At 73.6% G+C, this 26789-nt stretch carries 28 protein-coding genes and 1 pseudogene; 15 read left to right on the top strand and 14 right to left on the bottom strand.

Annotated features, from left to right (window positions below; genetic code table 11):
* Positions 1-33: 33 nt before the first annotated feature.
* Entirely contained in the window at positions 34-1215 is a 1182-nt protein-coding gene (locus tag BLV02_RS21365; RefSeq protein ID WP_069110041.1) for a sensor histidine kinase, read from the bottom strand.
* An 88-nt stretch (positions 1216-1303) separates the two neighbouring features.
* Between BLV02_RS21365 and BLV02_RS21360 the strand changes: the two genes are divergently transcribed.
* Positions 1304-2065: a fibronectin type III domain-containing protein gene (locus tag BLV02_RS21360; RefSeq protein ID WP_141711434.1), complete on the top strand. Its 762-nt coding sequence runs from the start codon at positions 1304-1306 to the stop codon at positions 2063-2065.
* On the opposite strand, the gene BLV02_RS21355 is transcribed toward BLV02_RS21360, so the two are convergent.
* Positions 2049-3050, bottom strand: a complete 1002-nt coding sequence (locus tag BLV02_RS21355) for a threonine ammonia-lyase (RefSeq protein WP_069110039.1) — start codon at positions 3048-3050, stop codon at positions 2049-2051. The genes BLV02_RS21360 and BLV02_RS21355 overlap by 17 nt on opposite strands.
* A 73-nt stretch (positions 3051-3123) precedes the next feature.
* On the opposite strand from BLV02_RS21355, the pseudogene BLV02_RS38345 reads away from it, so the two are divergent.
* Positions 3124-3663, top strand: a pseudogene (locus BLV02_RS38345) (LysR family transcriptional regulator); the annotation flags it as partial.
* A gap of 33 nt (positions 3664-3696) precedes the next feature.
* A complete protein-coding gene (locus tag BLV02_RS38340) occupies positions 3697-4470 on the top strand; it encodes a LysR substrate-binding domain-containing protein (RefSeq protein WP_342762401.1) in 774 nt (257 codons plus the stop codon).
* Here BLV02_RS38340 and BLV02_RS21340 read toward each other — a convergent pair.
* The 4 genes from BLV02_RS21340 to BLV02_RS21325 form a co-directional block, all read right to left on the bottom strand.
* Positions 4457-5263: an ABC transporter ATP-binding protein gene (locus BLV02_RS21340; protein ID WP_069110038.1), complete on the bottom strand. Its 807-nt coding sequence runs from the start codon at positions 5261-5263 to the stop codon at positions 4457-4459. The genes BLV02_RS38340 and BLV02_RS21340 overlap by 14 nt on opposite strands.
* Positions 5256-6353 (bottom strand): FecCD family ABC transporter permease, encoded by a 1098-nt coding sequence (locus tag BLV02_RS21335; RefSeq protein WP_216094058.1) that lies wholly within the window; start codon positions 6351-6353, stop codon positions 5256-5258. The genes BLV02_RS21340 and BLV02_RS21335 overlap by 8 nt, the downstream gene beginning before the upstream one ends.
* Positions 6350-7474 carry a FecCD family ABC transporter permease gene (locus BLV02_RS21330; RefSeq protein WP_083288365.1) on the bottom strand — a complete coding sequence of 375 codons (1125 nt, stop codon included), beginning with the start codon at positions 7472-7474 and terminating at the stop codon, positions 6350-6352. The genes BLV02_RS21335 and BLV02_RS21330 overlap by 4 nt, the downstream gene beginning before the upstream one ends.
* Positions 7475-7698: 224 nt before the next feature.
* Entirely contained in the window at positions 7699-8424 is a 726-nt protein-coding gene (locus tag BLV02_RS21325) for a class I SAM-dependent methyltransferase (RefSeq protein ID WP_069110037.1), read from the bottom strand.
* Positions 8425-8521: 97 nt separating this feature from the next.
* Between BLV02_RS21325 and BLV02_RS21320 the strand changes: the two genes are divergently transcribed.
* Both BLV02_RS21320 and BLV02_RS21315 read left to right on the top strand, forming a co-directional pair.
* Positions 8522-9121 (top strand): PadR family transcriptional regulator, encoded by a 600-nt coding sequence (locus tag BLV02_RS21320; protein WP_083288406.1) that lies wholly within the window; start codon positions 8522-8524, stop codon positions 9119-9121.
* Positions 9118-9888, top strand: a complete 771-nt coding sequence (locus BLV02_RS21315) for a DUF1707 SHOCT-like domain-containing protein (protein WP_069110036.1) — start codon at positions 9118-9120, stop codon at positions 9886-9888. Before BLV02_RS21320 ends, BLV02_RS21315 begins: the two co-directional genes overlap by 4 nt.
* A gap of 509 nt (positions 9889-10397) precedes the next feature.
* Here the strand turns inward: BLV02_RS21315 and BLV02_RS21310 are convergent.
* From BLV02_RS21310 to BLV02_RS21295, 4 genes are all read right to left on the bottom strand, one after another.
* Positions 10398-11399, bottom strand: coding sequence for an aminoglycoside phosphotransferase family protein (locus BLV02_RS21310; protein ID WP_069110035.1), 1002 nt, complete (start codon positions 11397-11399; stop codon positions 10398-10400).
* A 427-nt stretch (positions 11400-11826) separates the two neighbouring features.
* Positions 11827-13284: an MFS transporter gene (locus tag BLV02_RS21305; RefSeq protein ID WP_069110034.1), complete on the bottom strand. Its 1458-nt coding sequence runs from the start codon at positions 13282-13284 to the stop codon at positions 11827-11829.
* On the bottom strand, positions 13281-14162 hold the full coding sequence (locus BLV02_RS21300) for an SRPBCC family protein (RefSeq protein WP_069110033.1): 882 nt from the start codon (positions 14160-14162) through the stop codon (positions 13281-13283). The genes BLV02_RS21305 and BLV02_RS21300 overlap by 4 nt, the downstream gene beginning before the upstream one ends.
* A complete protein-coding gene (locus BLV02_RS21295; protein WP_069110032.1) occupies positions 14159-14737 on the bottom strand; it encodes a winged helix-turn-helix domain-containing protein in 579 nt (192 codons plus the stop codon). The genes BLV02_RS21300 and BLV02_RS21295 overlap by 4 nt, the downstream gene beginning before the upstream one ends.
* Before the next feature lie 64 nt (positions 14738-14801).
* Between BLV02_RS21295 and BLV02_RS21290 the strand changes: the two genes are divergently transcribed.
* Positions 14802-15536, top strand: a complete 735-nt coding sequence (locus tag BLV02_RS21290; RefSeq protein WP_069110031.1) for a Fic family protein — start codon at positions 14802-14804, stop codon at positions 15534-15536.
* Between the two features lie 400 nt (positions 15537-15936).
* On the opposite strand, the gene BLV02_RS21285 is transcribed toward BLV02_RS21290, so the two are convergent.
* Positions 15937-16848 carry a hypothetical protein gene (locus BLV02_RS21285; protein WP_069110030.1) on the bottom strand — a complete coding sequence of 304 codons (912 nt, stop codon included), beginning with the start codon at positions 16846-16848 and terminating at the stop codon, positions 15937-15939.
* A 100-nt stretch (positions 16849-16948) separates the two neighbouring features.
* On the opposite strand from BLV02_RS21285, the gene BLV02_RS21280 reads away from it, so the two are divergent.
* Positions 16949-17401, top strand: a complete 453-nt coding sequence (locus tag BLV02_RS21280) for a tetratricopeptide repeat protein (protein ID WP_069110029.1) — start codon at positions 16949-16951, stop codon at positions 17399-17401.
* A gap of 203 nt (positions 17402-17604) precedes the next feature.
* Here BLV02_RS21280 and BLV02_RS21275 read toward each other — a convergent pair whose 3' ends face one another.
* Positions 17605-18414, bottom strand: a complete 810-nt coding sequence (locus BLV02_RS21275; RefSeq protein WP_216094056.1) for an HAD family hydrolase — start codon at positions 18412-18414, stop codon at positions 17605-17607.
* Positions 18415-19489: 1075 nt separating this feature from the next.
* On the opposite strand from BLV02_RS21275, the gene ssd reads away from it, so the two are divergent.
* The 8 genes from ssd (at position 19490) to BLV02_RS21235 (ending at position 25185) form a co-directional block, all read left to right on the top strand.
* Positions 19490-20617: a septum site-determining protein Ssd gene (gene ssd, locus BLV02_RS21270; RefSeq protein ID WP_069110028.1), complete on the top strand. Its 1128-nt coding sequence runs from the start codon at positions 19490-19492 to the stop codon at positions 20615-20617.
* On the top strand, positions 20614-21822 hold the full coding sequence (locus BLV02_RS21265; RefSeq protein WP_069110027.1) for a TadA family conjugal transfer-associated ATPase: 1209 nt from the start codon (positions 20614-20616) through the stop codon (positions 21820-21822). The genes ssd and BLV02_RS21265 overlap by 4 nt, the downstream gene beginning before the upstream one ends.
* Complete coding sequence (locus tag BLV02_RS21260; RefSeq protein WP_069110026.1) at positions 21819-22628, top strand: type II secretion system F family protein; 810 nt, start codon at positions 21819-21821, stop codon at positions 22626-22628. Before BLV02_RS21265 ends, BLV02_RS21260 begins: the two co-directional genes overlap by 4 nt.
* Positions 22629-22710: 82 nt before the next feature.
* Positions 22711-23532 carry a type II secretion system F family protein gene (locus BLV02_RS21255; RefSeq protein WP_083288362.1) on the top strand — a complete coding sequence of 274 codons (822 nt, stop codon included), beginning with the start codon at positions 22711-22713 and terminating at the stop codon, positions 23530-23532.
* Between the two features lie 36 nt (positions 23533-23568).
* Positions 23569-23997, top strand: coding sequence for a TIGR03668 family PPOX class F420-dependent oxidoreductase (locus BLV02_RS21250; protein ID WP_074946569.1), 429 nt, complete (start codon positions 23569-23571; stop codon positions 23995-23997).
* A gap of 260 nt (positions 23998-24257) precedes the next feature.
* On the top strand, positions 24258-24446 hold the full coding sequence (locus BLV02_RS21245) for a DUF4244 domain-containing protein (RefSeq protein WP_069110024.1): 189 nt from the start codon (positions 24258-24260) through the stop codon (positions 24444-24446).
* Entirely contained in the window at positions 24443-24820 is a 378-nt protein-coding gene (locus BLV02_RS21240; RefSeq protein ID WP_069110023.1) for a TadE family type IV pilus minor pilin, read from the top strand. The genes BLV02_RS21245 and BLV02_RS21240 overlap by 4 nt, the downstream gene beginning before the upstream one ends.
* Positions 24817-25185, top strand: coding sequence for an Rv3654c family TadE-like protein (locus BLV02_RS21235; RefSeq protein ID WP_069110022.1), 369 nt, complete (start codon positions 24817-24819; stop codon positions 25183-25185). The genes BLV02_RS21240 and BLV02_RS21235 overlap by 4 nt, the downstream gene beginning before the upstream one ends.
* 94 nt (positions 25186-25279) lie before the next feature.
* On the opposite strand, the gene BLV02_RS21230 is transcribed toward BLV02_RS21235, so the two are convergent.
* Entirely contained in the window at positions 25280-26110 is an 831-nt protein-coding gene (locus tag BLV02_RS21230; RefSeq protein ID WP_216094054.1) for an EamA family transporter, read from the bottom strand.
* A gap of 206 nt (positions 26111-26316) precedes the next feature.
* Positions 26317-26730: a hypothetical protein gene (locus BLV02_RS21225; protein ID WP_141711433.1), complete on the bottom strand. Its 414-nt coding sequence runs from the start codon at positions 26728-26730 to the stop codon at positions 26317-26319.
* Positions 26731-26789 lie beyond the last annotated feature (59 nt).

Below are 26789 nucleotides of genomic sequence, written 5' to 3'. Positions count from 1 at the left end.
TTGCGTCGAGCTACGCGCGCTGGTCCACCGGAGCTAGGTCGCGTGCACGCCGGGGCGGTACTTGGGCACCCGCAGGCTGACCTTCGTCCCGGCGCCGTGCGCGGTCTCGATGACCAGGCCGTATTCGTCGCCGAAGACGGCGCGCAGCCGTTCGTCGACGTTGCCGAGGCCGACGCGGTCGCCGGCGTCGCCGGTGAGCAGGCCGCGGGCCAGCTCGGGGTCCATGCCGACGCCGTCGTCGTCGATGCTGATCAGGGCCTCGTTGCCGGCGTCCTCGGCGATGATCGTGATGTGCCCGGGGTCGGCGCGGCCCTCCAGCCCGTGCCGCACGGCGTTCTCGACCAGCGGCTGCAGGCACAGGAACGGGACGGCGACGGGCAGCACCTCGGGCGCGACCCGCAGCGTCACCGACAGCCGGTCGCCGAACCGCGCCTTCTCCAGCGTCAGGTACCGCTCGATCGAGCGCAGTTCCTCGGCCAGCGTCGTGAAGTCGCCGTGCCGCCGGAACGAGTACCGGGTGAAGTCGGCGAACTCCAGCAGCAGCTCGCGGGCGTGCTCGGGGTCGGTGCGGACGTACGACGCGATGGCGCCGAGCGCGTTGTAGATGAAGTGCGGCGAGATCTGCGCCCGCAGCGCCCGGATCTCCGCCTCGGCCAGCTTGGCCCGTTCGCGGTCGAACTCGGCCAGTTCCAGCTGACCGGACACGAACCGGGCGACCTCCTCGACGGCGCGGACGAGACCGGCGGACGGCCGCGCCGAGGTGTACGCGATCAGCGCGCCGGCCACCCGCTCGTCCGTCGTCAGAGCGGCGGCGACGGCGTGCCGGACGGGGCAGTCGACCCGGTCGCACTCGACGACGTTCGGCCCCAGCACGTCGGTGCCGCCGTCCAGCGCGCGGGCCGCGTGCCGCCGGACGTCGTGCACGTGCTGGTTCGCGCCCACGCCGTCCCACGTCACGACGTCGTCGCCGTCGGTGAGCGCCATGGCGGGCGTGGCCAGCAGTTCGCGCAGATGCCGGACGGCCTTGTCGGCGCCCGCGGCCAGCCCGGCCCGCAGCTCCGGCGAGGCGAGGCTCGTCGTGTGCAGGATGCGGTACGTCGTCTGGTCCTCGGTGGTGCCCAGCACCAGCCGTGACCGGACCAGCCGCGTGAGCAGCACGGCCGCCAGCGACACCGCGACGACCGCGACGGCGACGACGATGACCGGCTGCTCCATGCACCGGACCCTAGCGTTCAGTCCTGTTTCAGCACCGGCTTCCTAGGGTCACGGCTGAGACCTCACGACAACGGATGAGGGAGGAGCCATGAAAGGACTATGGGTGGCGGCACTTGCGCCGGTCCTGGCCGCGGGCGGCCTGGCCGGTGCGGCACTCGCCGATGGGGGCGCCGCGTCGACGTCCCGGGGCGCACCACCGGTCGTGCAGCTGGAGGATGCGCGCCTGAAGTTCGAGATCAACTCCACGGACGGCGACGGCGGCGTCCAGGTCTTCGGCGATGCCGAGGACCCGTGGGCCCGGCTGTCGGTCTTCGACCCACACGGCCGGCGGATCTTCACGTCGACGGCCAAGGGGAGCCTCGGCCGGCAGGGCGGCACCGAGCTGTTCCTGGAGAGCGGCGAGCCGCCGTTCACCGACCTGCCCCTGGACGAGCTGCTCGCCCGCTTCCCGGAGGGGACCTACGAGTTCCGCGGCCGGGGCATCGACGGCGAGCGGCTGGTCGGGGAGGCGGAGCTGACCCACGACCTCCCCGACGGGCCCACGTTGGTCTCGCCGACCGAGGGCGACGGACCGCAGGATCCGGCCGACACCACCGTGACCTGGGAGCGGGTCGGGCCGGCGAACGGGAGCCCGATCATCGCGTACGAGGTGATCGTGGTGGACGAGAACACCGGGCTCGACGCGCTGCCGGAGGCCACGATGGACGTGATGATGCCGCCGTCGGCCACCAGCGTGGACGTCCCTCCGGGATTCCTGAAGGCCGGCACCGCGTACAGCTGGGAGGTGCTGGCGATCGAGCAGAGCGGCAACCAGACGATCTCGTCGGACGTCTTCACGACCGCCGGCTGAGGGCGAGCGCCGGCGCCACGGCTGCCTCGCCGAGCCCGGCGCTGCGCCGGATCTCCGCCTCGCTGGCGTTGCCGCCGGTGCAGACGACGGCGACGCGACGGCCGGCGAACCGGTCCGGGTCGGCCAGCACCGCCGCGAGCGCGGCCGCGCCGGCGCCCTCGGACAGCGTGTGCGCGTCGCGCATGAGGCACCACTGCGCCGCGGCGATCTGGTCGTCGTCGACCAGCACGAAGTCGGTGAGCCGCTCGCGCATCACCTGCTGCGGCAGCGCGAACCCGGATCCGGTGGCCAGTCCCTCGACGGCGGTCCGGTTCGGCCGCCGCAGGAGCTCGCCGTCGCGCCAGGACTCGTACGCCGCCGGCGAGTCCGCCGCCTGCACCGCGATCACCTCGCACCCGGGCGCCAGCGCGGCCGCGACCAGGCAGGCCGCCGCCGCGCCGCTGCCGCTCCCGACCGGGACGACGACGGCGTCCAGGTGCGGCTGCTGCGCGAACAGCTCGGCGTACGCCGTCGCGACCCCGGCGATGATGTCCGGATCGTTCGCCGCGCTGACCAGCCACATCCCGCGCTCGTCCGCCAGAGCCTGGGCGTGCGGCGCGGCGTCGTCGAAGGTCGCGCCGTGCTCGACCAGTTCCGCGCCGAGCCGCCGCACGGCGTCGGCCTTGGCCGGGTTGGGGTGCTCCGGCATGACGATGGTGCACGGGACGCCGAACAGGTGCGCCGCGTACGCCAGCGACTGCGCGTGGTTGCCGGTCGAGTACCCGACGACGCCGCGGCGGCGCACCACCGGGTCCAGCCGCGACAGCAGCGTGATCCCTCCGCGCACCTTGAACGCGCCGGTCGGCTGGGCGTTCTCGTGCTTGACGAACACCGTCGCGCCGGCCGTCGCGTCCAGCGCGGGATAGTTCCACGTGGGTGTCGGCGGCAGGTGTGCGGCGAGCAGCCGCTGGGCGTCCAGGACGTCGGCGAGGGTGGGTGGCTCCATCCATCCACCGTCACCCGCGACGACTCATAGGTCCAATGCCGGTCTTCTCGGTCTCCATCGATATCGTCTATGCATGCTGGATCTGACCCGGTTGCGGGTGCTGGTGGCGGTCGCCCGCGAGGGGTCGGTCACGGCGGCCGCCGACGCACTGCACTACGCCCAGCCCTCCGTCAGTCACCATCTCGCCCGGCTCGAGGCGGAGGTGGGGCTGCCGCTGACCCAGCGGGCCGGCCGCGGGCTGCGGCTCACCGAGGCGGGCGAGCTGCTGGCGCGGCGGGCCGAGGAGATCCTGGGCCAGGTCGAGGCGGCCGAGACGGAGCTGTCGGCGCACGCGGGCCTGCGCACCGGCCGGGTCCGGCTGGCGGCGTTCCCGTCGGCGCTGGCCACGCTGGTTCCGGCGGCAGCGGCCCGGTTCGCGGCCGCGCATCCGGACGTCGAGCTGGCGCTCACCGAGGCCGAGCCGCCGGCCGCGATGACGGCCCTGCGCACCGGCGCCGTCGACGTCGCGGTCGTCTTCGCACACGGCCCGCTGGAGGAACGCGGCGTGACGGTCGAGCCGCTGCTCACCGAGCCGCTCTACCTCGTGACCCCGGCCGCTGCCGAGCTTGCTGGTGCTGAGCTCGTCGATGACGCGCTGGGTGGTGACGTGCCGGCCGGTGATGCGCTCGTCGGCGACGCGGAGTTCGGTCGCCGCCCGGCTGGGAGGGTGCCCACCCTACGGGCGGGCACCGACAGACTCGCGCGCGCCGATCCCGCCGCTGGCGCGCCGGCCGCTGGTGACGCGCCGGCCGGTGACGCGCCGGCTGGTGGCTTGCGGGCCGGTGATGCGCTCGAGGGCGACACGGTCGCCGGTGACGCGCCGGCCGCTGACGCGCGCGCCGAGCTCGCCGATGACTTGCCGGCTGGTGACGTGCCGGCCGGCGCCGCGCGCGCCGATGACGCGGAGTTCGGTCCCCGCCCGGCTGGGAGGGTGCCCACCCTACGGGCGGGCACCGACAGACTCGCGCGCGCCGATCCCGCCGGTGACGCGCCGGCCGCTGGCGCACCGGCCGGTGACGCGCGCGCCGGTCCCGCCGGCGCTCTCGCCGCGTTCGCCGGCGCCCGCTGGATCGCCGGGTGCGAGCGGTGCCGCGCGCACCTCGTCGCGTCCTGCGAGCGGGCCGGGTTCACGCCCGCCATCGCGTTCGAGACCGACGACTACGTGGCGGTCCAGGCGCTGGTCGCGGCCGGGCTCGGGGTGAGCACGCTGCCCGGGCTGGCGCTGACGGCGAACCGTCATCCCGGCGTCCGGGCCGACCCGCTGCCCGGCGACGGCCGCACCGTCGCCGTCGCCACCTACGGCCGCTCGCCCGCCCCGCTCCCCGTCCAGGCGTTCCGGACGGCGCTGCGCGAGGCGGCCGCCGAGTTCACGCCGTGGTGACGACCGGCTGCTTCGCGGCCGGGATGACCAGCGGCGTGCCGGTCTCGGGGTCGTCGATGATGCGGCAGGCCAGCCCGAACACGTCACGCACCAGCGTCTCGTCGACGATGGCCGACGGCGCGCCCTCGGCGACGATCTCGCCGTCGCGCATCGCGATCAGGTGGGTCGCGTAGCGGCAGGCGTGGTTGAGGTCGTGCAGGACGGCGACCAGTGTGCGGCCGTGCGACACGTGCAGGTCGTGGCAGAGGTCGAGCACCTCGATCTGGTGCGCGATGTCGAGGAACGTCGTCGGCTCGTCCAGCAGCAGGATCGGCGTCTGCTGCGCCAGTACCATCGCCAGCCAGACCCGCTGCCGCTGCCCCCCGGACAGCTCGTCCACCCGGCGGTGCCGCAGGTCGGTGATGCCCGTGTTCGCCATCGCGTCCGCCACCGCCTCGGTGTCGGCGCCGGACCACTGCCGGAACAGCCGCTGGTGCGGGTACCGGCCGCGCGACACGAGATCGGCGACGGTGATGCCCTCGGGCGCGATCGACGACTGCGGCAGCAGCCCGAGCCGGCGCGCCGCCTCCTTCGTCGAGTACTGGGTGATCAGCTGGCCGTCCAGATGCACGGCGCCGGCTGACGGCTTGAGCATGCGGGCCAGCGCGCGCAGCAGCGTCGACTTGCCGCACGCGTTCGGCCCGACGATCACCGTGAACGACCCGTCCGGGATCGACACGGACAGCTCGCGGGAGATGACCCGCTCGTCGTATGCGAGCGTGAGGTCGTTCCCGTGCAGCCGGGGTTCAGACATGGTTGCGCCGCCCTTCCCGCGCGAGGAGCCAGACGAGGTACAGACCACCGATACACACCGTCACCACACCGACCGGCAGCGGCGTCGGCAGCACCCACTGGGCGACGAGGTCGCTGGCGCCCAGCAGCGCCGCGCCCATCAGCGCGGCCGCACCGGTCGCCGCGCCGGACGCCCCCGTCAGCCGCCGGGCCAGGTGCGGCGCCGACAGCGCGATGAACGCGATCGGCCCGGCCGCCGCGACGGCGATCGCGGCGAGCACCGTCGCGGCGATCAGCATGCCGAGCCGGGTCCGTTCGGCGTTGACGCCGAGCCCCGTCGCGGCCTCGTCGCCCATCTCGATCAGCCGCATCGGCCGCGACAGGACGGCGAGCATCGGCGCGACCAGCGCGACGCCGATGCCGACGGCGATGACGTGGTCCCAGGCGCGGGTGTTCAGCGACCCGGTGAGCCAGACCTGCGCGCTGGCCGCCTGGATCAGCTCCGCGCGCATCAGCATGTAGTGGACCGCCGACGTCAGCATGGCGCCGGCCGCGATGCCGACGAGGATCAGCCGGAAGCCCTGGACGCCGCGCTTGTACGCCAGCAGGTAGACGGCGATCGCGGTGACCAGTCCGCCGATGACGGCGCCGCCCGCGACCTGCAGCATGCTGCCGCCCGTCACCAGGATCACGAACACCGCGCCGGCCGACGCGCCGGACGTGAAGCCGATGACGTCCGGGCTGCCCAGCGGGTTGCGCGACAGGCTCTGGAACACCGCGCCGGACGCGCCCAGCGCGCCGCCGACCAGGAACGCGACCAGCACCCGCGGCAGCCGGCGGCCGTTGACGATGAAGTCGGCCAGCGGGTCCGGCGGGTTCCCGAACAGCGTCCTGACCACGTCGCCCGGTGAGATGGTGAAGTCGCCGACCGCCAGCGACGTCAGGAACACCGCGACCAGCACCGCGACGAGCAGCCCGCACATCAGCACGACGCGGCGGTCGAACCGGACGGACAGCTCGCGCGGTCCGCGCAGCACGTGGTCGGTGGGCGACAGGTCGGTCGGTGCGACGGTGAACCGCCGGGTCCGCGCGGGCGTGGCCGGGGCCGTCACGACGCCACCATCTGCTTGCGGCGCACCAGCGCGATCAGCACCGGCCCGCCGATGACCGTCGTGACGATGCCGACCTGCAGCTCGCCCGTCGACAGCACCACCCGGCCGACGATGTCGGACACCAGCAGCAGGATCGGCGAGACGACCAGGCAGAACGGCAGGATCCAGCGTTGGTCGGGTCCAGTGAACGCGCGCACGATGTGCGGCACGATCAGCCCGACGAACGCGACCGGGCCCATCGCCGCCGTCGCCGCGCCGCACAGCAGCGTCACCGCCAGCACGCCGATCACGCGGGCCAGCAGCACGTTCACCCCGAGCGCCGCGGCGGTGTCGTCGCCGAGCGCCATCGCGTCCAGCGTCCGGGCCAGGCCCAGCGCGAGCAGCACCCCGACCACGATGAACGGCAGCACCGACCCGACGGTCTCGACGTCGCGCCCGGCCAGCGACCCGACCTGCCAGAACCGGTAGACGTCGAGGACCTCCGGGTCCATGATCACCATCGCCTGGGTGAACCCGAGCAGCACGGCCGCCAGCGCGATGCCCGACAGCGCCAGCCGCACCGGCGACGCCTGACCCCGTCCCAGCGACGCCAGCGCATACACGACGACGCTGGCCAGCGCCGCGCCGCCGAACGCGAACCAGATGTAGCCGTACAGGCTCATCGAGCCGAACAGCGTCACGCCGAGCACCACGGCGAAGGCGGCGCCGGCGTTGACGCCGAGGATGCCGGGGTCGGCCAGCGGGTTGCGGGTGAGCGCCTGCATGAGCGCTCCGGCGAGGCCGAGCGCGATGCCGCAGATCACGCCGAGCAACGTCCGGTTGACCCGCATGTCCCCGACGATGACCTGGTTGTTCGCGTCGCCGGAGTCGAACAGCGCGCGCACGACCTCGTCCAGCGGGATGTACTTCGCGCCGATCGCGATGCTGGCCAGGCAGGTCACGGCCAGCACGGCCGCGCAGACGACGAGCCACAGCAGCCGGCCGCGGGTCGTGCGCACCAGCCCGGCGGCCGCCCTCGCGGCGTCGTCGGTCGTCGCGGAGCCGTTCGGCGAGGCGCTGCCGGAGCCGGTCGCGGCGCTGCCGGACGGCTCGGGCGGCCGGTCGACGGCGGGAACGGGCATGAGCAGAGGCTAGCCTTACCTACCCCCACCGCGCGAATCCACCCCCGTCCGGCACTGGCGCGGCGGCAGGTGTGGCCGGTCCGGGCTTTGAGGCGCGTTGTCGGTGCCCGCCCGTAGGGTGGGCCCCACCCGGGCCGGGAGGGTCATGCCTACCACGGCGCAACCCGCACGGCTCCCGTGTGCCGCTGGCTCGGATGCCGGGCGTGGCTGCGCCGCGAGCTCCGTCAGGCGCGGGTCGAGCGGTAGCAGTGTGTGCGGTACGGCAGCACGACGCCGTCGGGGCCGGCGACGCGGTCGTAGAGTGCGCCGACCCGGCCCAGCAGCGCCTCCCGCTCGGGCGCCGCGAGAATCGCCACGTACGAGCGCGACGCGATGAGGCCGAGCAGGCCGTCGCGGTCCAGCCGCTGCTCGTGCACGAACGTCCGCTGCTCGAACGGCCCGAACGGCGGGACGACCTGCGGGTCGTCGGCGCGCCGGCCCTCGTGGTCGCCGAACATCGACCACAGTTCGTCCACCCAGCCGACGGAGTCGTCGCGCAGGTTCCACACCAGTCCGAGCCGTCCGCCCGGACGCAGCACGCGGGCGATCTCGGGCAGCGCCGTCGCCGGGTCGAACCAGTGGTAGGCCTGGCCCGCCGTCACGACGTCGACGGACGCGTCGTCCAGCGGCAGCCGCTCCGCCGTCCCGGCCCGCGCGTCGACGTCGGGGAGCGCCGTCCGTAGCTGGGTGAGCATCGGCTCGGACGGGTCGACCGCGACGACCGCGTGCCCGGCGGCGACGAGCGACCTCGTCAGCTTGCCGGTCCCGGCGCCGAGGTCGAGGACCCGCGCCGGCCGCTCGCCGGTCAGCCAGCGCACCGCGTCGTCGGGGTAACCCGGCCGGGCGCGTTCGTAGACGTCGGCGACCCCGCCGAAGGAACTGGCGCGCAGCTGGAACTCGTCGGTCGTCACCTCGTGAGCGTAACTCCGCCTGAGGGGTTGCCGCCTGAACAATCGCGATATATCGTCTGAGTATCGCGACCGTTCGATGGAAGAGTAGGTGAGAACGATGCACGGACGACGCGGAGGACACGGCTTCGGGCCGTGGGACATGTTCGGAGGGGGCCGCGGCTCCTGGGGTGGACCGCCGTGGGGTGGTGGCCCGTGGGGCGGGCCGCCCTGGGCGCGACGAGGCCCGAAGGCGCGCCGTGGCGACATCCGCGCGGCGATCCTGGGGGTGCTGGCCGACCGGCCGATGAACGGCTACCAGATGATCCAGGAGATCGCCGAGCGCAGCGGCGGTGCGTGGAAGCCGAGCCCCGGCTCGATCTACCCGACGCTGCAACAGCTCGAGGACGAGGGGCTCATCGAGGCCGACGAGGCGAGCGGCCGTCGCACGTTCCGGCTGACGTCCGAGGGTGAGACGTACGTCCAGGAGCACGCGGCCGAGGTCAACGCGCCGTGGGAGTCGATGTCGGCCAACGCCGAGGACGACGACGCCGCCGGTCTGCGTCCGCTCGTCGGGCAGACCGCACAGGCGCTGTGGCAGATCATGGCCACCGGCAGCCCCGACCAGCAGGCCCGCGCCCGTGAGGTGCTGGCCGACACCCGGCGCAAGCTGTACGGCATCCTCGCCGACGGCGACGACCCGGAGGGTGGCCCCCGATGAGCGGGCCGGCCTTCCGGGTCGGCGACGCCGAGCGCGACGCCGCCGTGTCGGCCCTCGGCGAGCACTTCGCCGCGGGCCGGCTCACCAAGGACGAGTTCGATGAGCGGTCCGGCCGCGCCTGGGCGGCGCGGTTCGCCGACGATCTCGACGAGCTCTTCACCGACCTGCCGCAGCCGGTCGCCGTCCAGACGGGCTTCTCGCCGGAACCGCGGGCGCATTCGCCGCGGGCCCGTGGGCCGTGGGCCGGTGGGCCGCGGTCGCTGCCGCGGCTGCTGCTCCTGGCGCCGGTGGCGATGATGGCGTTCGGCGGGCTGCTGTTCCTCATCGTCTGGGCGGCGCCGTGGCTGCTGTTCGTGTTCGGGCTGCTGTTCCTGCTCGGCGGGCCGCCCGGCCGGCGCCGCCACTGGCACCGCCACGACGGAGGCGGCCCGCGGTCGGGCTGGGGACCTCCCGGCTGGGGCCCGCCGGGCCGCTGGGGTCCGCCTGGTCGCTGGGACGGCCCGAGCCGCCGTGGCTGGAACGACTTCGGCCGTAGCGATCGGGACGATGCCGGCCTCGATGAGCAGGACGATTTCGGTCGCGGTGGCCGGGACGGTTCGAGTCGGCGAGGTTGGGACGGTCTGAGCCAGCGGGGTTGGGGCGGCGCGAGCCGCCGTGGCTGGGCGTCGCCAGGCCGCGACGAACGGTCCGCCGAGCGCCGCGACTGGCCGCCGGCCCGCCCCGGCTGGGGGCCGCAGCCCCGTGGCGGCTGGGTGACCAGCCGCTGACGGCCCCTCGCCTTGGCCGGCGTCGCTCGTTGCTGCGGACGACGCCGGCCGACCCGCCGACGGGCGGTGCGCCATGGCTCGATCGACGACGGCATACCTGCCCGCTCGGCCTCGCCGCCGCCACCGGCACGGCACGGCACGGCACGGCACGGATCGTCGTCGTGATCCGCGCCCGGCGGCTGCGACGGTCGAAGGCGCTGGTCCGCGGTTCGCGGTTCGCGGGAGCCGGGTGTACGGCGCGGCGGCAGGTGCGCCCGGGGCGGCCGACCGGCGGCGCGCCGCCGTCACCGGCGGTCTTCGCGGCGGCACCGTCCTTCACCTCCCCATCGTGCTCTGGCGGGGTGGAGCGTTCGAGCGGCCCGTGCGCCGTCGTCGTGCTGGTGGGGGTCGTGCCATGGCCGGCCTGCGTGTCGCCGTGGTGCTGGTGGTGGGTTCGGGCGGCCTGTGCGCTGTCGTCGAGTTGGTGGGAGAGGTGCGATGAAGGTGGTCTGGTGGGCCGGGTCGCTGCGTCAGCCGAGGTCGAAGGGCGACTCAGTCAAGAGCGCGGCCAGCGTCTCCAGCGGTGCCCGGGCGAACGTGCCCGCGTGCTCGAATCTCTCGGCCCGGACCGCGCGCAACCACACCAACGACCGCGCGATCGAACCGACACGGCAGGCCAGCTCCAGCTCCGTCACGAGCTCCGCCCGCGAGCCCAGCTCGGCGAACCCCGCGAGATAGGCGTCGCGCACCCGCAGCAGCCGCGGGTCGTCGTCGGTGAGGTGGAGTTCGGAGCGCAGGAAGCCGAGCGTCACCAGCATGCTGGCGAACGGGTGCGCCACGACGGCGTCGCCCCAGTCGTAGAAGCGACGCCGGCCCGAGGGCGTCGTCAGGACGTTCCAGACGTGGAGGTCGTTGTGGTCCAGGCTGGCCGTCGCGACCCCGCCCGTCAGCCGATCGCACCACTCGGCCACTGTCGGCCGGGCGGCGGCGACCCGGCGCAACGCGGTGTGGTCGTCGTCGGAGGCGTGCCGGCCGAGGTAACGGCCGATCGCCTCGACGGCCTCGTCCAGCCGCTCGGGCAACGCTGCCGGCCGCATGTCGGCGAGGCCGAAGGTGAGCAGATCGCCGACGTGGGCGGCGAGGGTGCGCTGTAGCTCGGCGTACTGAGGCACGACGGCCGCCAGCGCGTCCGGAAGATCCTCGGCCGCCAGCCCGTCGCCCAGCGGTGCACCTCCGTCGGGGAGCAGTAGCCGGCCGTGGTCGACGTCGGCGGCGATCGGCGCCAGCACGCTGTCGGGCGCGACTCGCGCCAGCAACCCGTACAACGGCACCTCGAACGCCGTCTCCGGGCCCGGCGCCTTGAGCCAGACCTGGCCACGGTCGGTCGGCGCCGTGAGGACGGTGCCCCACGGGCGCAGGTGCGGCTGGCTCACCGGACCGGTGCGGACCCGCCCTGCGTCGGCGAGCTGGTTGTCGAGCCATCCGGTCGCCTCCGCCAGCCACGCTGCGGACGACCACACCGCGGTGGTCACCCGGCCGCCGCCTCGGCTCGGATGGATCGGATGGCCCGGCTGCTCGCCTTGTGCCGGCGGCTCGTGTGGGCGCAGTTCGTCCAAGCCGGCGTCGTCCGGGCCCGCGTCGTCCGGGCCCGCGTCGTCCAGGCCGGCGTCGTCCGGGCCGGCGTCGTCCGGGCCCGCGTCGTCTGGGCCGGCGTCGACCGGCCGCTCGGGCCAGACCGATACGCGGCCATGCGACCGCCGGTCGTTCGGATCCGCGCACCGGGGCTGTGGGCGCCGGGGTTGCGGGCGCCGGGGCTGTGGGCACCGGGGTCGCGGCCGCCGGGGTTGCGGGCACCGGGGTCGCGGCCGCCGAGACTTCGGGCACCCGGGTCGCGGTCTCCGGGACCACGGGCACCGGGCTGGATGGGCGGACCGGCCGACGCCGGAGCCGGACGGGGCGTCATGTCGGCTCCTGGGCGCCGACCGGACGAACGTGGCGCAGACCGGCCAGCGCGAGCACACCGAGGCCGACGGCGATGGCCGCGCTCACGGTGGCCGTGCCGTTGAGAGCGCCGGCCAGCGCGTCGCGCACGTCGGCGGCGAGGTCGACGCCGGGGGCGGGCAGTTGGTCGGCGTCGGCGCCGTGGCGGTAGATCGCGGTGCCGATGACCCCCATGACGGCGACCCCGGCGGCGATGCCGAACTCGCCCGCCGTCTCGGACATGGCCGCCGCCGAGCCAGCCTGCTCGGGCTGGACGGAGCCGAGCGCCAGCCCCATGCTGAGCCCGGCCATCGGCCCGATGCCGACCGCCGTCACGACGAGACCGGTGATCAGCAAACCGAGTGAGCCGGACCCGTCGACCCGGGTGAGTAGGACGTATCCCGCGGCCACGAGTACGAGCCCGGCCGCCATGACCCGCGCCGGCGCGAATCGCCGGGCGAGGAGCGGCGCGACCTGCAGGCTGACGATCGTCACGAGCGCCGACGGCAGCAGCCACAACGCGGCGTCGAGCGGCGACAGCCCGGCCACCAGCTGAAGGTACAGATAGACGAACAGCTGGCTGCCGGCCATGACGCCGGCGATCGTCGAGATGGTCAGCCCAGCGGTGAACGTCCGGTTGCCGAACAGCCGGAGGTCGAGCATGGGCTCGGCGAGTCGCCGCTGCCTCCGGACGAACCAGCGTCCGGCCAGCAGCCCGACGACGACCGCCGCCGCGGGCAGCACCCTGACGCCGTCGCGGGAGATCTCCTTCAGCCCGTAGACCAGCGGCAGCACCGTCCCCAGGCAGAGCACGACGCTGGCTGGGTCGAGCCGCCCGCCCGCTGGGTTGCGGTACTCGGGCAGCACCGCCGGACCGGTGACCAGGAGCAGCAGCATGACCGGCACGCCGAGGAGGAACACCGAGCCCCACCAGAAGTGCTCCAGCAGCACGCCGCCGATGATCGGGCCGAGCGCCAGGCCGCCCATGAAGCAGGCCATCCAGATGGCGATGGCCATGCCGTGCTGGCGTGGGTCGCGGAACATCGTGCTGATCAGGGTCAGCGTCGACGGCATCAGCGTGGCGCCGGCGACACCCAGGAGCGCGCGGCTGACGATGAGCATCTCGGCGCTGGTGGAGTAGGCGGCCACGACCGACGCGACGGTGAACGCGGCGGCGCCGATGAGCAGCAGCCGGCGCCGGCCGATGCGGTCGCCGATGGTGCCCATCGTGATCAGCAGCCCGGCGACCATGAACCCGTACACGTCGGTGATCCACAGCTGCTGCAGGCTGCTCGCGCCGAGGTCGGCGCCGAGATGCGGCAGCGCGAGGTACAGCACGCTCATGTCCAGCGAGACGAGTGTGGTGGGCAGCGTGAGGACGGCGAGGCCGGCGTACTCGCGGCGACCGGCCCGTGGCGCGACGTCGGTGGTGGTCATGGCTCGGTCGCCAGCATGCCGTCGGGGAGACCGGGCAGACGGACGTCGACCCAGATGATGTCGTGGCGCACTTCGTGGTAGCGCCGGAGCGACGCGACGCCACCGAGCCAGCCGAGCCAGCCGCCGTACGGCGGGCGTTCCTCGTCGAAGCCGCTGTTCACGAATGTCAGCCGGGTGCCGCCGTCGGTGCCCTCGAGCTCCCAGGTGGCGACCAGCGAGGGCCACTCGAGCACCACCTTGCGCTCGGGTTCCAGCTCGACGATGATCGCCGGCTCGTCGTCGAGGTCTAAACTGCCCATCGCGAACCGTCCGCCGACGCGCGCTTCGATGTCGACGTTGGCGCCGAACCACCGGCGGTACCGCTCGGGGTCGATCAGCGAGTCGTAGACCTCGCCGGGCGCCGCGCCGATGGTCACCTGGCCGCGCATGCGTAGCGTGGTGAAGTCGCACTTCGGGGTGAGCTCGCGACCCTCGACGTAGTCGACGAGGTTGGCGATGGACAGTTCCCAGAAGGTCGGGAGCATGCCGCGGACGTGCGTCTCGGCCACGGCGACGCTCCATGGCGGCACGTGGGTCTGTGTGAGCGTGATGAGCGTGGCGTCGGGTCCGTCCTCGGCCAGCGAGATCTCCGTCGTCGCGTCCTCACCGCCGAGCGGCCAGATGAACCGGAGGGTGGTGTCGTCGACGTGGACGAGGCGCTGCCGGGGCTCGGCGCCGTCGGGGGTGTAGCGGCCCCAGAACACGTACCGCTGCCGCGCGAGGTCGACGTCGGCGTGCTCGGCCAGCCAGACGCGCATGGCGTCGGCGTCGGTGAGCGCGCGGTGCACCGTGGCCAGCGGGGCCTGCGCGCGGGCGCGCAGCAGGGTGGGCGGGGTCATCGTGGGTTCTCCTTGACGAGGCGTGGGTACAGCGCGACCGCGAGGCGGAACTCGTCGCCCTCGGCGCCGCCGTAGCGGGTGAAGAGGTCCTGAAGGGTGGACTGGAGGTCGGCGAGGAACTCCTGACGCCGTTCCGGGCGGACGCGGATCTCGCCGGACACACCGATGGACGGCAGTTCCGGCGCGGCCGGGCTGCCCGCGAGGCCGGCGATGGTGGCGACGTCGTCCTGCACGTCCTCCATGAGGTCGAGCAGGTAGCCGAGGCTGAGCGCGTCGCGGCTGCGGCGCGGCCCGAGCCGGCCGACCAGCCGCGGCGACAGCCAGTACGACCGCGCCGTCGCCTGGTACACGCCCTCGTTGATGCCGCGCACCCGGCGCTCGCTGACGCGGGTGGCCAGACCGGCGTCGACCAGGCGCTTCACGTGGTAGTAGACCCACTGCGGCGTCTGGCCGAGCGCCTTCGCGACCTCGGTGCACGAGTGCGGCTCGGCGAGCTGACGCAGCACTTCGACGCGCTGCGGCTTCATCAGCGCTTCGGCTCTGTCGACCTCGTCGAGGTACAGCACATCCTTCATGTGAAGAGATTCTTGTATGTAAAGCAGATTTTTGTCAATGGACTTTTCTGGCTAGGCTGGCGGCATGGACGATCCGCTCGCTGTGGTGCTCACTCTGACCGGCGTCGGCGCGGCTGCCGCTCAGGCGCGTAGCTCCGTCGACGCCCTGCTCCGGCATCCCGTCATGCGCCGCGACGCCGGGCGGGTGGCGGCGCTGTCGGCGCTGCAGGGCGCCCAGGCGTCGGCCGCGCTCGACGGCGGCGACCCCGACGCCGTCGACGATCCGGTCCTGCAGGGTGCGCTGCGGGTCACGGCCGAGGTGCCCGAGCTGGCGCAGGTGTGGGGACGGTCGCCGCGGCAGGCGCTGGCCCGGCTGCACATGCTGGCGGCGCGCGATCTCGTCACCGACGAGTCGGAGCTGGGCCGGCCGCGCGCGAGCGTCGACGCCGCTCGGCTGGACCAGTTGTTGCGGCTCGCCACGGGGCCGACGGAGGCGCCGGGCGTCGTGGTGGCGGCGCTGGTGCACGGCGAGCTGCTCGCGCTGCGTCCGTTCGGCGTCGCGGACGGCGTGGTCGCGCGGGCCGCCGAACGCGTCGTCCTGGTCTCACTGGGTGTCGACACCAAGGCCGTGAGCGTGCCCGAAGCCGGGCATCGTGCGCTGGAGCGGGCGTACGAGCCGGTGGCGCAGGCATACGCGAGTGGCGCGCCCGACGGCGTCGGCGCCTGGATCCGTCAGTGTGCGGACGCCTATGCGAGAGGAGCGGAGGTGGGGCTCACACTGGCCGAACGGGTGCGGACGGCGGCGTCCGAGGCTGGCTGAGCTGGGCGGCGACGGCGATGGCGCGGCCTGGCGAGGCGCGGCCCGGCGAGGCGCGGCGGCGTCGGGCTGTGGGGCGCCGTCATGGGGCGGGACGGCGTCACGCTGGCGGGCGGCGTCACGTCGTCGGGGTCCTCAGGCAGCGGGGGCGGCGGGAGGTCGACGAGGCGGCGTCACGCACATGCGAGCGGCGCCCCGCGTGAGGTAGGGCGCCGCCGCTGACACGGCTGAGATGGGTTACCAGTGCGTGCATCTCGTCCGTCGCCCCGGCATACCCGGGAACGACTGCCCGTACATGGGTGGATCGCCGCGTGGGTTCCCTCCGCCGTGCTCTGGACCTTGCGGTCCGTACTTTGTTTCTAAGACATCACGGGGGCAGAGCGAAAGGGCAACGGGTAGATCTTTACGTTTCGCAGACCCTGACGGCCAGTCGGACCAGCTCGATCAGGGTCGGATTCCCCAGCGGCTGCGAGACGCGGGTGTCCATGGTGTCGTTGTGGATGTTGACGGCGACGGTCGCCTCCGCGAACTGGGCGGCGCTGTCGCAGTCGGTCACGGTCCACGTGGTTTCGACCTGCACCGTCTCTCCGGCCTCGATGTCGATCGGCAGCGGATCGGTGGTCATCGCGAAGCCTGGGGTCGTGGTCTCCAGCGCCGTGACGGTGAGGCGTTCCTCGCTGCTGTTCGACACCGGCAGGACGATGTGCGCGCCGCTCGCGTCGGCCGAGACGGTCCGGGTCTCGCCGACCAGGACGCCGGTGCCGCTGGCCGTGTCGCAGCCGCCCTGCCAGGCCCAGATCAGCTGGTCGTCGCCGGGCTGCCCGGTCACGACGACCGTCTGCTCACCGGAGGCGGTGCGGACGCGGACCTGCAGCGTTCCGGGCGGACGGGTGCCGCAGTCCGCCTCAACGATCGCGCCGACGCGGACCCACTCGCCCGGCGCCGCGGTGACGGGCCCGCCGTCGGGGTCGTCCAGCGACGTGAATCCCTCGACGTCGACGGAGAGGATCTCCAGCTCACGCGGGCCGGTGTTGATCAGGTTGACGTACAGGCGCTGTGAGTTCGACGACAGCGGCGAGCCGTATTCGGTGTCCACCGAGCCGCGGACGAGGTCGACCTCGGCGTACTCGGCGGCGTCGTTGCGCGCGTTGTTCGCCACAATGCCAAGAACGGCGCCCACGACCAGCGCCGCGCCGAGCCCGCCCCAGAGCTTCCATCGCGGCGTCGGACGGGCCGATTCCGGGGCGTCGTCAGTGGGCGACGGGCCGACGGTGCCCAGCTCAAGTGGCACGTCGCGCTCGTCGTCGGTCTCCATGGACCGATTGTGACCCGCTACTTGCTCGTCGGGACATCACGCGGCGGTCACGGTTCGTTCCGTTTGCGAGGTCTGCTCATCGAGGCCATGATCGGAAACCATGGTGAACCGGGGGAACCGGCTCAGATACGTCATGTGGTTCGTACTGGCCGGCGTCGTAGTGCTGCTCGCTGCCCTGATCGTGGCGATCGCCAGGGACGTCGAGATCTCCACAGCCGCGTCGGCGACGATCCTCGCGGTCTGTGGTGTCATCTCCGCGGCGCTCGTGGTCGGATCGCGGGCACTGGCCCAGCAGCCCGTGGTCGGAACGGAGCAGACGGTCGATTCCGCGCAGGTCACCGACCCGTCCGCCGGCAACATCTCCAACTGGATGTTCCTCGCCGACTCCTACGTGGAGCGGCAGGAGTTCGACTCCGCGGAACGGTTCTACCGCCGCGCCGCCGCCGCCGGTCACGGTCCCGCCGTGGCGCGGCTCAGCGAGGTCCTCTACGAGCTCGGCCGCGACGACGAGGCGGCGTACTACCGCGAGAAGGGCCGCGAGTTCGGCGGGTGACCGGGGTCGGCGCGGCGGGTGAGGGGTCGACGCGGCGGACTTTCGGCCGTGGTGCACGTCGCATTCTCCCCCGCGCCGGCCGCCTGGAGGTCCGGCGCGCTGAGGACCTGGCCGGGACGCCGCGGCAACGGAGGACGGTCGCACGGCCCTCGTCCTGCTCGAGGGGCAGCAAGCTCCCAGCCGATTCCGTCAATCCAGAGGTCTCAGGAGCGGCGCCGCCGGACGGCGTACCAGGCCAGCCCCGCTGCCGCCGCCCCCGCACTGATCGCCGCCGCCGCGATGGCCGGTTTCGGCGCGTCCCTGATCGACGCCCGCTGGCGCAGCGCCACCGGCTTCGAGAACACCAGCACCGGCCAGCCGTTGTCGGCGGCGGCTCGGCGCAGCGCGCGGTCGGGGTTGACGGCGTACGGGTGGCCGACCGCCTCCAGCATCGGCAGGTCGGTCGCGGAATCCGTGTACGCGTAGCTGCGGCTGAGGTCGTAGCCCTTGTCCTTGGCCAGCTCGCGGATCGCCTCGGCCTTGTTGTCGCCGTACGCGTAGTAGTCGATCTCGCCGGTGTACTTGCCGTCGTCGCCCACGACCATGCGGGTCGCGATGACGCGGTCGGCCCCCAGCATGTCGCCGATCGGCTCGACCACCTCCGCGCCGCTCGACGACACCACGACGACCTCGCGGCCGGCCAGGTGGTGCTCCTCGATCAGCGTGACCGCCTCGTCGTACACGATGGGGTCGACGATCGTGTGCAGCGTCTCCGCGACGATGTCCTTGACCACCTGCACGTCCCAGCCGGTGACCAGGCCCGAGAGGTACTCGCGCATGCGCTCCATCTGGTCGTGGTCGGCGCCACCCACCAGATAGACGAACTGGGCATACGCGCTGCGCAGCACAGCTCGACGGTTGATCAGACCGCCCTGGTAGAAGCTCTTGGAGAAGGCCAGCGTGCTCGACTTCGCGATGATCGTCTTATCGAGGTCGAAGAACGCCGCGGTCGCAGGGCGGTCGTCGTTGTCCACGAGTAACGAGGATATCCAGGAGTGCCGGTGGCCGCTGCCCAGGCGGCTCCGTGGCGGGCGCCGGATTAAAAGTCGTCGCGTTGGTTTGGCCCCAGCCACCGTTGGGGACGATGCGTTCTGGCGGCACCCCCCCGCCGCCTTTTGACCCGGCCCGCCCCCTGGCCGGGTCCGCACGGCTCCTGCCTCCCACCCGGCAGGGGCCGTGTCTTTTTTCCGGTACCGGTTTCATCAGCGCTGCTGGGCGACGGGGACCGTTTCCGGTTCGCCACGCTGCTCGGGTGTGGGGCGAGCCGCGCGTCTCCGGGTCGGCCGTCGCCGGGTCGTGCGTTGCCGGGCTGTGCGTCGTCGGGTCGGCCGTCGTCGCCGTCGCCGAGTGGGCCGTCGCCGGGCCGTGCCTCGATCCGGGGGTTGGCCCGCGCGTCCCGCCCCCATCGGCCCGCAGGCTGTCGCGCCGTTCCGCGGACCGACCGCCCGGGCGCCGTCCTGCCGGCCGCACGCCACCGGCCGCACGCCGCCGTGCCGCCGGCCGCCGTACCGCCGGCCGCCGTGCTACCAGCCGGCGCCTGAGTGCCGCACCGCCGCTTGACCACCGTTCGGCCGCCGCACGCCGCGCCGTTCCGGCCGGGCCACCGCACGCCACCGGCCGCCGACCGATCGAGCGTCGTTCCGCGGACCTCCCGAGCGCCGGTTCCGTCTACCGCACGCCGCCGACCGACCGAGTGCCGCGCGCCACCGGCCGCCGACCGATCGAGCGTCGGCAGACCGAGTGCCGCGCGCCGCCGACTGATCGAGCGTCGTTCAGCGGACCGCCCGAGCGCTGCGCCGCCGGCCGGCCGCCTGAGTGCCGCGCCGTCTACCGCAGGCCGCCGGCCGTCCGAGCGCCGCCGACTGATCGAGCGTCGTTCTGCGGACCTCCCGAGCGCCGCGCCACCGGCGGCTGCGCCCCCTCGACAGGCAGTTGTCCACAGCCCCAACGAATTCGCCGAGTTGTCCACAATCCGCGAATCGGCCCGCGAACGAAACGCTCGCAGCGGCAAGGGTGAAAGGGAGTTCCGCACCCATCCCCGGAGGTCCCGTGTCCCGCACCGCCACCCGCCCCCGCCGTCGTCCAGCCGGCCCGATCGACGTGCCGCCGCCACCACGGCCGCTGGTCATCACCCACAACGACGCCGTCCTCGACGATCTGCTCCGCATCGCGGCCGCCGCGTCCGTCGAGCTCGAGGTCGTCGATCGCCTCGAATCGGCGCGATCACGCTGGTCACACGTTCCACTGGTGGTCGTCGGCGACGATGAGGCCGACGCCGTCACCGCGATGTCGTTGCCACGTCGGCCGGGCGTCATCCTGGTCGGCGTTCACGAGGACGACGCCGGAATCTGGCGTCGCGGCGTCGCCATCGGGGCGGAACAGGTGCTGTTCTTCCCGGAGGGCGAGCCCTGGCTGGCGGGCCGGTTCGCCGACGCGGCCGAGGGCGGCGGCGGGGACGCGCTGGTGGTCGGCGTCATGGGTGGTCGCGGCGGCGCGGGCGCGTCCGTGCTGGCCACCGGACTGGCGGTGACGGCGAGCCGGCAGGGGATGACGGTCATCCTGGCCGACCTCGATCCGCTCGGCGGCGGCCTCGACCTCGTCCTCGGCGCCGAGGACGTCACCGGTCTGCGCTGGCCCGACCTCGCCGAAAGCAGGGGCCGCCTCGGGGCGCGGGCGCTGCGATCCGAGCTGCCCGGTCGTCACGGGCTGGCCGTCCTGTCCTGGGATCGCGGCGACCTGCTGACGCTCGCTCCCGACGCCGCCGACGTGGTCCTTGCCGCGGCCAGACGGGCCGTCGACCTGGTCGTGCTCGATCTGCCGCGATGGCCCGATCCAGCCGCCGAGTACGCCATCGGGCTGTGCGCCTCCGTGCTCCTGGTCGTGCCGGCCGAGGTGCGAGCGGTCGCGTCGGCCAATCGGGTCGCGGCGAGCCTCACCACGCTCGCCGCCGACGTGCGCGTGGTGACACGTGGCCCCTCGTCCTCAGGCCTGCGTGGACCGGACGTCGCGATGGCGCTCGGACTGCCGTTCGCCCTGCATCTCCCGGCCGAGCCCCGGCTCGGGACGCAACTCGATCGCGGTGAATCGCCCGGCCTCGACAACAAGGGTCCAATGGTTCAGGGGTGCGGCCGGCTGCTCGAATCGCTCCTCCGCGACCACCGGCTGGTCGGCACATGAAGTTCGACGAGACGCTGCTCGACCGCATCCGGGGCACGCTCGCGCAGGCTGCCGAGGCGCCGACGCCCGCCCGGGTCGCCGCGTTGCTGCGCTCCGAGGGCGCCGTCCTCGGCGACGCCGCGGTGCTCGAGGTCACCGAGGCGCTGCGGGCCGAGATCATCGGCGCCGGGCCGCTCGATCCGCTGTTGCGCCGTCCCGGGGTGACGGACGTGCTGGTCAACGCGCCCGATGAGGTCTGGATCGACGACGGTGACGGCTTGCGGCGCGAGCTGGTGCGGTTCCGGGACGAGACCGCGGTGCGACGGCTCGCGGTTCGGCTCGCCGCCTCGGCCGGACGCCGGCTCGACGACGCGGTTCCGTACGTCGACGCCCGGCTCGCCGGCGGCGTGCGGCTCCACGCCGTCGTGCCGCCGGTCGCGCCGGACGGCACGGTCATCTCGCTGCGGGTCCCTTCCGGGCGTGCGCTGAGCCTCGGCGACCTAGTCGCCGCGGGCACGGTCCCCAGCGCGCTGGAGCCCTGGCTGACGGCGCTCGTGCGGGCTCGGCTGGCGTTCCTGATCACCGGGCGGACGGGCTGCGGCAAGACCACGGTGCTCGAGGCGTTGCTCGGCGTCTGCGATCCACGTGAGCGCATCGTGCTCGTCGAAGATGCCGGCGAGCTGCGTCCCGATCACCCGCACGTGGTCCGGCTCGAGGCGCGTGTGGCCAACGTCGAAGGTGCCGGTCGCATCGGACTCGACGTGTTGGTCCGGCAGGCGTTGCGCATGCGGCCCGACCGGATCGTCGTCGGCGAGGTGCGTGGTGCCGAGGTCGTCGATCTGCTGGCCGCACTGAACACGGGTCACGAGGGCGGCTGCGGAACTCTGCACGCCAACTCGACGGCGGACGTGCCGGCGCGACTGGAGGCGCTCGGGCTGGCGGCGGGGTTGGGGCGGGCGGCGGTGCACGCTCAGGCACGGGCGGCTCTCGATGCCGTGGTCCACCTCGTCAGAGACGACGACGGCCGGCGCCGGGTGGTGCAGGTCGACGTGGTCGGCGACGGTGCGGTCGACGTGGTCGGCGGTGGCGGCGGATCGGACGGTCGGGTCGGCGGCGGACTGGCGACGGCGGCGGCCTTCCGGGTCGGCGGCGACGGCGTGGTGGCGCGCGGTCCGGGGTTCGGCGTGCTGGCCGATCTGCTCGCGCGGCGGGGGTGGGAACCGTGACGGGGCTGCTGGCGATCGTGCTGGGTGGGTTGGCGGCGGTCGTGTGGGCCGGGCGTCCGTCGTTGCTGGAGACTCGGCTCGGACGGCCCGCGGGTCGTGCTGCGGTGTTGAGGCGGCTGCCGCCACGACTCCTGCTCATCGGCGGGTCGGTCGTCGCCGGATCGGCCGGCCTCACGGTCGCGGGAACGGCCGGGCTGGTGGCCGGCCTGCTCGCGGTCCCACTCGGACGGGTCTGGCTGCGGCGCCGGCGGCAGCGGCTGGACCGGCGACGCCGCGAGTCCGACGTCGCGGAAGGCTGCGTCGCGCTCGCGGGTGAGCTCGCGTCGGGCGTGCCGCCCGCCCACGCACTGGGCGCGGTCGCCGACGAGTGGCCCGAGCTGTTCGGCCCCGCCGCGGGTCGAACCGCCCTCGGCGGCGACCCTTCTGACGCCCTGCGCGCCACCGGCGCACTTCCGGGAGCGGGGGCGCTGCATGCGGTCGCGGCGGCCTGGGAGGTGTCCGAGCGCACGGGTGCCGCGCCGTCCACAGTGCTCGTCGCGGTGGCCGACTCGGTGCGCGCCGAGGCGACCGTCCGGCGCGAGTCCGATGCCCAGTTGGCGGCTGTCCGGGCGACGGCACGGCTGATGGCGTGCCTGCCGGTGGCGACGTTGCTGCTGTTCTCGTCGGGTGACGGCGACGCGCTCGGCTTCCTGACCGGGACGCCGTACGGGCTCGCGTGCCTGGTGCTCGCCGTGCTGTTCGTCGCAGCCGGCCTGTTCTGGGTCGACCGGGTGTCGCGGCAGACCAGGTCGTCATGGGAGCCGTGACGAAACCACACCCAGCCGGCTTGCCGCCGCGAGCGGCGCGTCGAGGTGCCCGTGCGCCCGGGGCGAGGTTGGTGAGCCGCCCGTGACGTTGCTGTCCATGCTCTGCGCCGCCCTCGCGGCCGCCGTGGTGTTCGCGCCGGCGCCTGGCGTGGTCCGGCTCCGTACCGTCCTGCACCGCCGCGAGCGGCGCTGGACCAGGTCGCGAGCCGATCCCTCGGAACCTGCCCGGCCCGGGCGCCTGCCACCACGTGGCGGGGCGAAGGGCCGTCGTCAGTTCGGTAGGCCCGAAGCTCCTGGCTCGGCCGCGGTCTCCAGCGCCAGCCGTGGACTCGCGGCCGCGATCGCCGGCCTCGCGGCGTTCGTGCTGTTCGGTGACGCGGCCGGGATCGTCCTCGGCGCCGGCGTTGTCGCCTCGGCCTGGTTCGGGCTGGGCCGGCTCGAACCAGCAGCCCGGAAGCGCGACCGTGAACGGATCGTCGCGACGCTGCCGCTCGCGGCTGACCTCATGACGGCGGCGCTGTCGGCCGGTTGCCCACCGGCGGCCGCAGCCGAGTCGGTCGGCGCGGCAATCGGCGGACCACTCGGTCGTGCGCTCATCGACGCCGCCGCGGCGGCGAGCGTCGGCGTCGAACCGGACCGAGCCTGGTCCGGCCTCGCGGCCGAGCCGGCGGTCCGGCCGCTGGCGCGAGCCCTGACCGGGGCGATGACGCGGGGGACGTCACCGTCGCCCGTGCTGGAGCGGGTGGCCGCCGATGCTCGCGACGCCGCCCGCTGGGCCGGAGAGGCACGCGCCCGGTCCCTGGGCGCCCGGGCCGCCGCGCCGTTGGGGCTGTGCTTCCTGCCGGCGTTCGTGCTGGTCGGAGTCGTGCCGATCATCGCGACCTCGGGGCCGCTGCTGCTCTGACGCCGCACCGGTAGCCTCGACCCGAGGTGATGCGTCGTGCGGCTGGCGCCGGAAACGTGTAGGCAGCGGATGTCGGCGGCTCGGGTCGCGCACCTGGCCACGACCGGCGCCGACGGTCAGCCGCACCTGGTCCCCGTCACCTTCGCCCTGGTGACGTCGTCCAGCGCCGACCGCATCGCGATCGCCGTCGACCAGAAGCCGAAGACCACTGTCGCATTGCGGCGGCTGCGCAACATCGCCGAGAACCCGCTGGTCTCGCTCCTGTGCGACCACTACGACGAGGACTGGACGCAGCTCTGGTGGGTCCGCGCCGACGGCCGTGCCGTCGTCCTCGACGACGGCAACGGCCGCGACGGCGCACTCGTCGCGCTGAGCCTGCGCTACGGCCAGTACCGAGCCGAACCGCCGCGCGGGCCGGTCATCCTGATCGAGATCACCGCCTGGTCCGGCTGGTCCTACGCCTGACGGCCGCAGCGAGGGGCGTCACTGCTCGGCCACGGCGCTGAGCCCCTACCGATAGACGTACCGGCGGTCGGCCCCGCTGAGTCGCCGCGCGGCAACCGCCGATGCGCCTCGGGTTGTCCACAGGCCGATCCGGTTTTGCTGGTTGTCCCCAAAACCGGATTCGGCGCTGGGATCCGCTCGCCCGCCCGAAGAACCTGGTCGCAGGCCCACAGCTCGTGGGCTCCGCGCCGGCCGGTCGCCGGAATCCAGGGAGGTTCACCATGTCCAAGCTCATCAGCAGGCTCGGTCGGTTGCGCAGCGAGCGCGGCATGACCACCGCCGAGTACGCCGTCGGAACGGTCGCGGCGTGCGGCTTCGGCGGCGTCCTCTACAAGCTGCTGACCAGCGAGCCGGTTCAGACTCTGCTGAACAACGTCATCGAGAAGGCGTTCGGGGTGATCGGCGGATGAGGCGCCGACGACCCGCGGCCCGGGGCGATCCGCAGCGCGGCATGGTGACGGCCGAGCTCGCCGCCGGATTCCCCGCCCTCGTGCTGGTGCTGCTCATGGCGATCTGGGCCATCACGTTCGCCACTGGGCAGCTGCGGTGCTCCGACGCCGCTCGTGAGGCCGCTCGGGCGGCAGCTCGTGGCGAGGACCTGGCGGTCGTGCGCGAGGTCGCGGCAGAGTCGGCGCCGTCGGGCGCGAACGTCGTCATCGACGAGGTCGACGGGTTGATCGAGGTGCGGGTCAGCGCGCGACTGGCCATGCCGGGCCCGCTGGGCGACACGCTGCCGACGACCACGGTGTCGGGGCGCTCGGTCGCGTTGGCCGAGGCCGGATGATGCCGGTCCGACGCCGCCCGGGCGAGCGCGGTGCGGGGACGGTGCTGATCCTGTCGGTGGTGATGGTGATCATGGTCGCGGTGCAGGCCGTGGCGGTCCTGGCAACGGGTCAGTCGGCCCGTCACCAGGCGGCCGCGGCGGCGGACCTGGCCGCGCTGGCGGGAGCGAATCAACTGGCGCTCGGTTCGGCCGATCCCTGTGCCGTCGCCGGTCGCATCGCCGACGCCAACGGCGCCGCTCTGCGCGACTGCGTCATCGACGGCATGGAGGTCGAGGTCCAGGTGCGGGTGCCGACGACCTCCGTGTTGCCGTGGCTGCCGGATCAGGAGCGACGCGCCCGTGCCGGTCCGCCGCGGCCCGGCTGACGTCCGGACGACGTGGTCGCGGCGCCTGGATCGGCTCGGTCGTGCTCGCTGACGCCCAGCACGGTGGCCTGCGTCTCGGTGCGGTCAGGTCAGGTCAGGGCTCGGCGCGGCTCGGACGTTGCCGGGTCGCGCCGAGGCAGGCCGCCACGACGAGTCCGATCGCGAGCCACTCCTGGACATGCAGGACCTCGTTCAGCACGACGAGCCCGACGAGCGCGGCCGCCGCCGGTTCGAGGCTCATCAGGATCCCGAACACCGTCGCGGGCATGCGACGCAACGCTTCCAATTCGAAGGAGTACGGAATCACCGATGAAAGCAGAGCGATCCCAGCAGCCAGCAGCAGCACGTGCGTCTGCCAGAGGTCGGACCCGCCGGTCGTCAGGCCGATCGGCGCCACCGCGGCCGCGCCCACGACGCTGGCCACGGTCAGTCCGGACGAGCCCGGGAAACGCTGACCGAGCTGTTTGCCGAGCAGGATGTACGACGCCCAGCCGGCGGCCGCCACCAGTGCGAACATCACGCCGACCGGATCGATGTCGCCTGACCCGCCGCGGGCCAGGAGGACGACACCGCTGCCGGCCAGCAGCACCCAGAGCAGGTCGAGCCGGCGTCGCGACAGCGCGACCGCCACCCCGAGCGGTCCGATGAACTCGATGGTGACGGCGACGCCGAGCGGGATGCGTGAGAAGGACTCGTAGATCGCGATGTTCATCGCGGCCAGCGAGAGCCCGAACGTGATCGCGAGCCCCAGGTCACCGCGTGATGCCCGGCGCAGCGCCGCGCGGACAGCGTGCTGAGTGATGGCCACCAGCGCTACGGCCGAGAACGCCAGTCGCAGGAACACGACGGCGGTCGGCGGCAGGGTGTCGAACAGGCCTTTCGCGAGTCCGGCGCCGATCTGCAGCGAGAAGATCCCGCCGAGCACCAGCCCGGGAGCGGGAATCGACCCGAGTGGCGACGTCACGCGGTCAGCCTAGGCGCTGGGCCGACCCGCCTCGGTCCAGCGCCGGGGGTGTGCGGCGAGGGGAGCCTGCGGCGGCGAGGGAGCCTGTGGCGACGCGGTGAGGTGCGCGTTGGGCCGGGCGAGAGCGCGCTGCGGGCCGCGGGCTGCGGGCTGGCCGGGGCCGGGTGTCAGGAGTTGTCGCGGTCGGAGGCCGGTGAGCCGGAGTCGGCGCGGGCGGGCTGCTGGCGATCGCCGTCAGCGTCCTTGCCGCGGCCGTCGCCGTCAGTGTGCTGGCCGTCGCTGGGGGAGGACGGCTGGCCGGCAGTAGGCGAACCGTGCGGGTCGTCGGCGCGGTCGGCACGTCGTTCGAGGTCGCGGATCCGCTTGCGTTGCTTCAGCTCCTTGCGCAGTCCGATCCGCAGCAACCACAGGGCGGCCAGCGTCGCCAGGCCGGTGATCAGACCGGCGATGTACAGACCGGAACCCGACGTCGTGACCTCGGAACCGAGCAGGTCCACGGAGAGCGACTCGCCGGCGCCGGTGAGCACACCGATGGTGAGCAACAGAGCGAGCAGGAGAACGATCAGTGCGACAGCTACCACGACGACCACCCCTTCATCGATCCCCCGGGGTCCACCGTAGCGATCACCGGCCCGTCCGC

It is taken from the genome of Jiangella alba, assembly GCF_900106035.1.
Lineage (GTDB): Bacteria > Actinomycetota > Actinomycetes > Jiangellales > Jiangellaceae > Jiangella > Jiangella alba.
This window is presented reverse-complemented; position numbering and strand designations above follow the sequence as displayed.

Coding starts and splice junctions, on each gene's coding strand:
- BLV02_RS21365 (WP_069110041.1), bottom strand. CDS start 1,215: ATGGAGCAGCCGGTCATCGTCGTCGCCGTCGCGGTCGTCGCGGTGTCG.
- BLV02_RS21360 (WP_141711434.1), top strand. CDS start 1,304: ATGAAAGGACTATGGGTGGCGGCACTTGCGCCGGTCCTGGCCGCGGGC.
- BLV02_RS21355 (WP_069110039.1), bottom strand. CDS start 3,050: ATGGAGCCACCCACCCTCGCCGACGTCCTGGACGCCCAGCGGCTGCTC.
- BLV02_RS21340 (WP_069110038.1), bottom strand. CDS start 5,263: ATGTCTGAACCCCGGCTGCACGGGAACGACCTCACGCTCGCATACGAC.
- BLV02_RS21330 (WP_083288365.1), bottom strand. CDS start 7,474: ATGCCCGTTCCCGCCGTCGACCGGCCGCCCGAGCCGTCCGGCAGCGCC.
- BLV02_RS21320 (WP_083288406.1), top strand. CDS start 8,522: ATGCACGGACGACGCGGAGGACACGGCTTCGGGCCGTGGGACATGTTC.
- BLV02_RS21315 (WP_069110036.1), top strand. CDS start 9,118: ATGAGCGGGCCGGCCTTCCGGGTCGGCGACGCCGAGCGCGACGCCGCC.
- BLV02_RS21305 (WP_069110034.1), bottom strand. CDS start 13,284: ATGACCACCACCGACGTCGCGCCACGGGCCGGTCGCCGCGAGTACGCC.
- BLV02_RS21300 (WP_069110033.1), bottom strand. CDS start 14,162: ATGACCCCGCCCACCCTGCTGCGCGCCCGCGCGCAGGCCCCGCTGGCC.
- BLV02_RS21295 (WP_069110032.1), bottom strand. CDS start 14,737: ATGAAGGATGTGCTGTACCTCGACGAGGTCGACAGAGCCGAAGCGCTG.
- BLV02_RS21290 (WP_069110031.1), top strand. CDS start 14,802: ATGGACGATCCGCTCGCTGTGGTGCTCACTCTGACCGGCGTCGGCGCG.
- BLV02_RS21285 (WP_069110030.1), bottom strand. CDS start 16,848: ATGGAGACCGACGACGAGCGCGACGTGCCACTTGAGCTGGGCACCGTC.
- BLV02_RS21280 (WP_069110029.1), top strand. CDS start 16,949: ATGGTGAACCGGGGGAACCGGCTCAGATACGTCATGTGGTTCGTACTG.
- BLV02_RS21265 (WP_069110027.1), top strand. CDS start 20,614: ATGAAGTTCGACGAGACGCTGCTCGACCGCATCCGGGGCACGCTCGCG.
- BLV02_RS21245 (WP_069110024.1), top strand. CDS start 24,258: ATGTCCAAGCTCATCAGCAGGCTCGGTCGGTTGCGCAGCGAGCGCGGC.
- BLV02_RS21240 (WP_069110023.1), top strand. CDS start 24,443: ATGAGGCGCCGACGACCCGCGGCCCGGGGCGATCCGCAGCGCGGCATG.
- BLV02_RS21235 (WP_069110022.1), top strand. CDS start 24,817: ATGATGCCGGTCCGACGCCGCCCGGGCGAGCGCGGTGCGGGGACGGTG.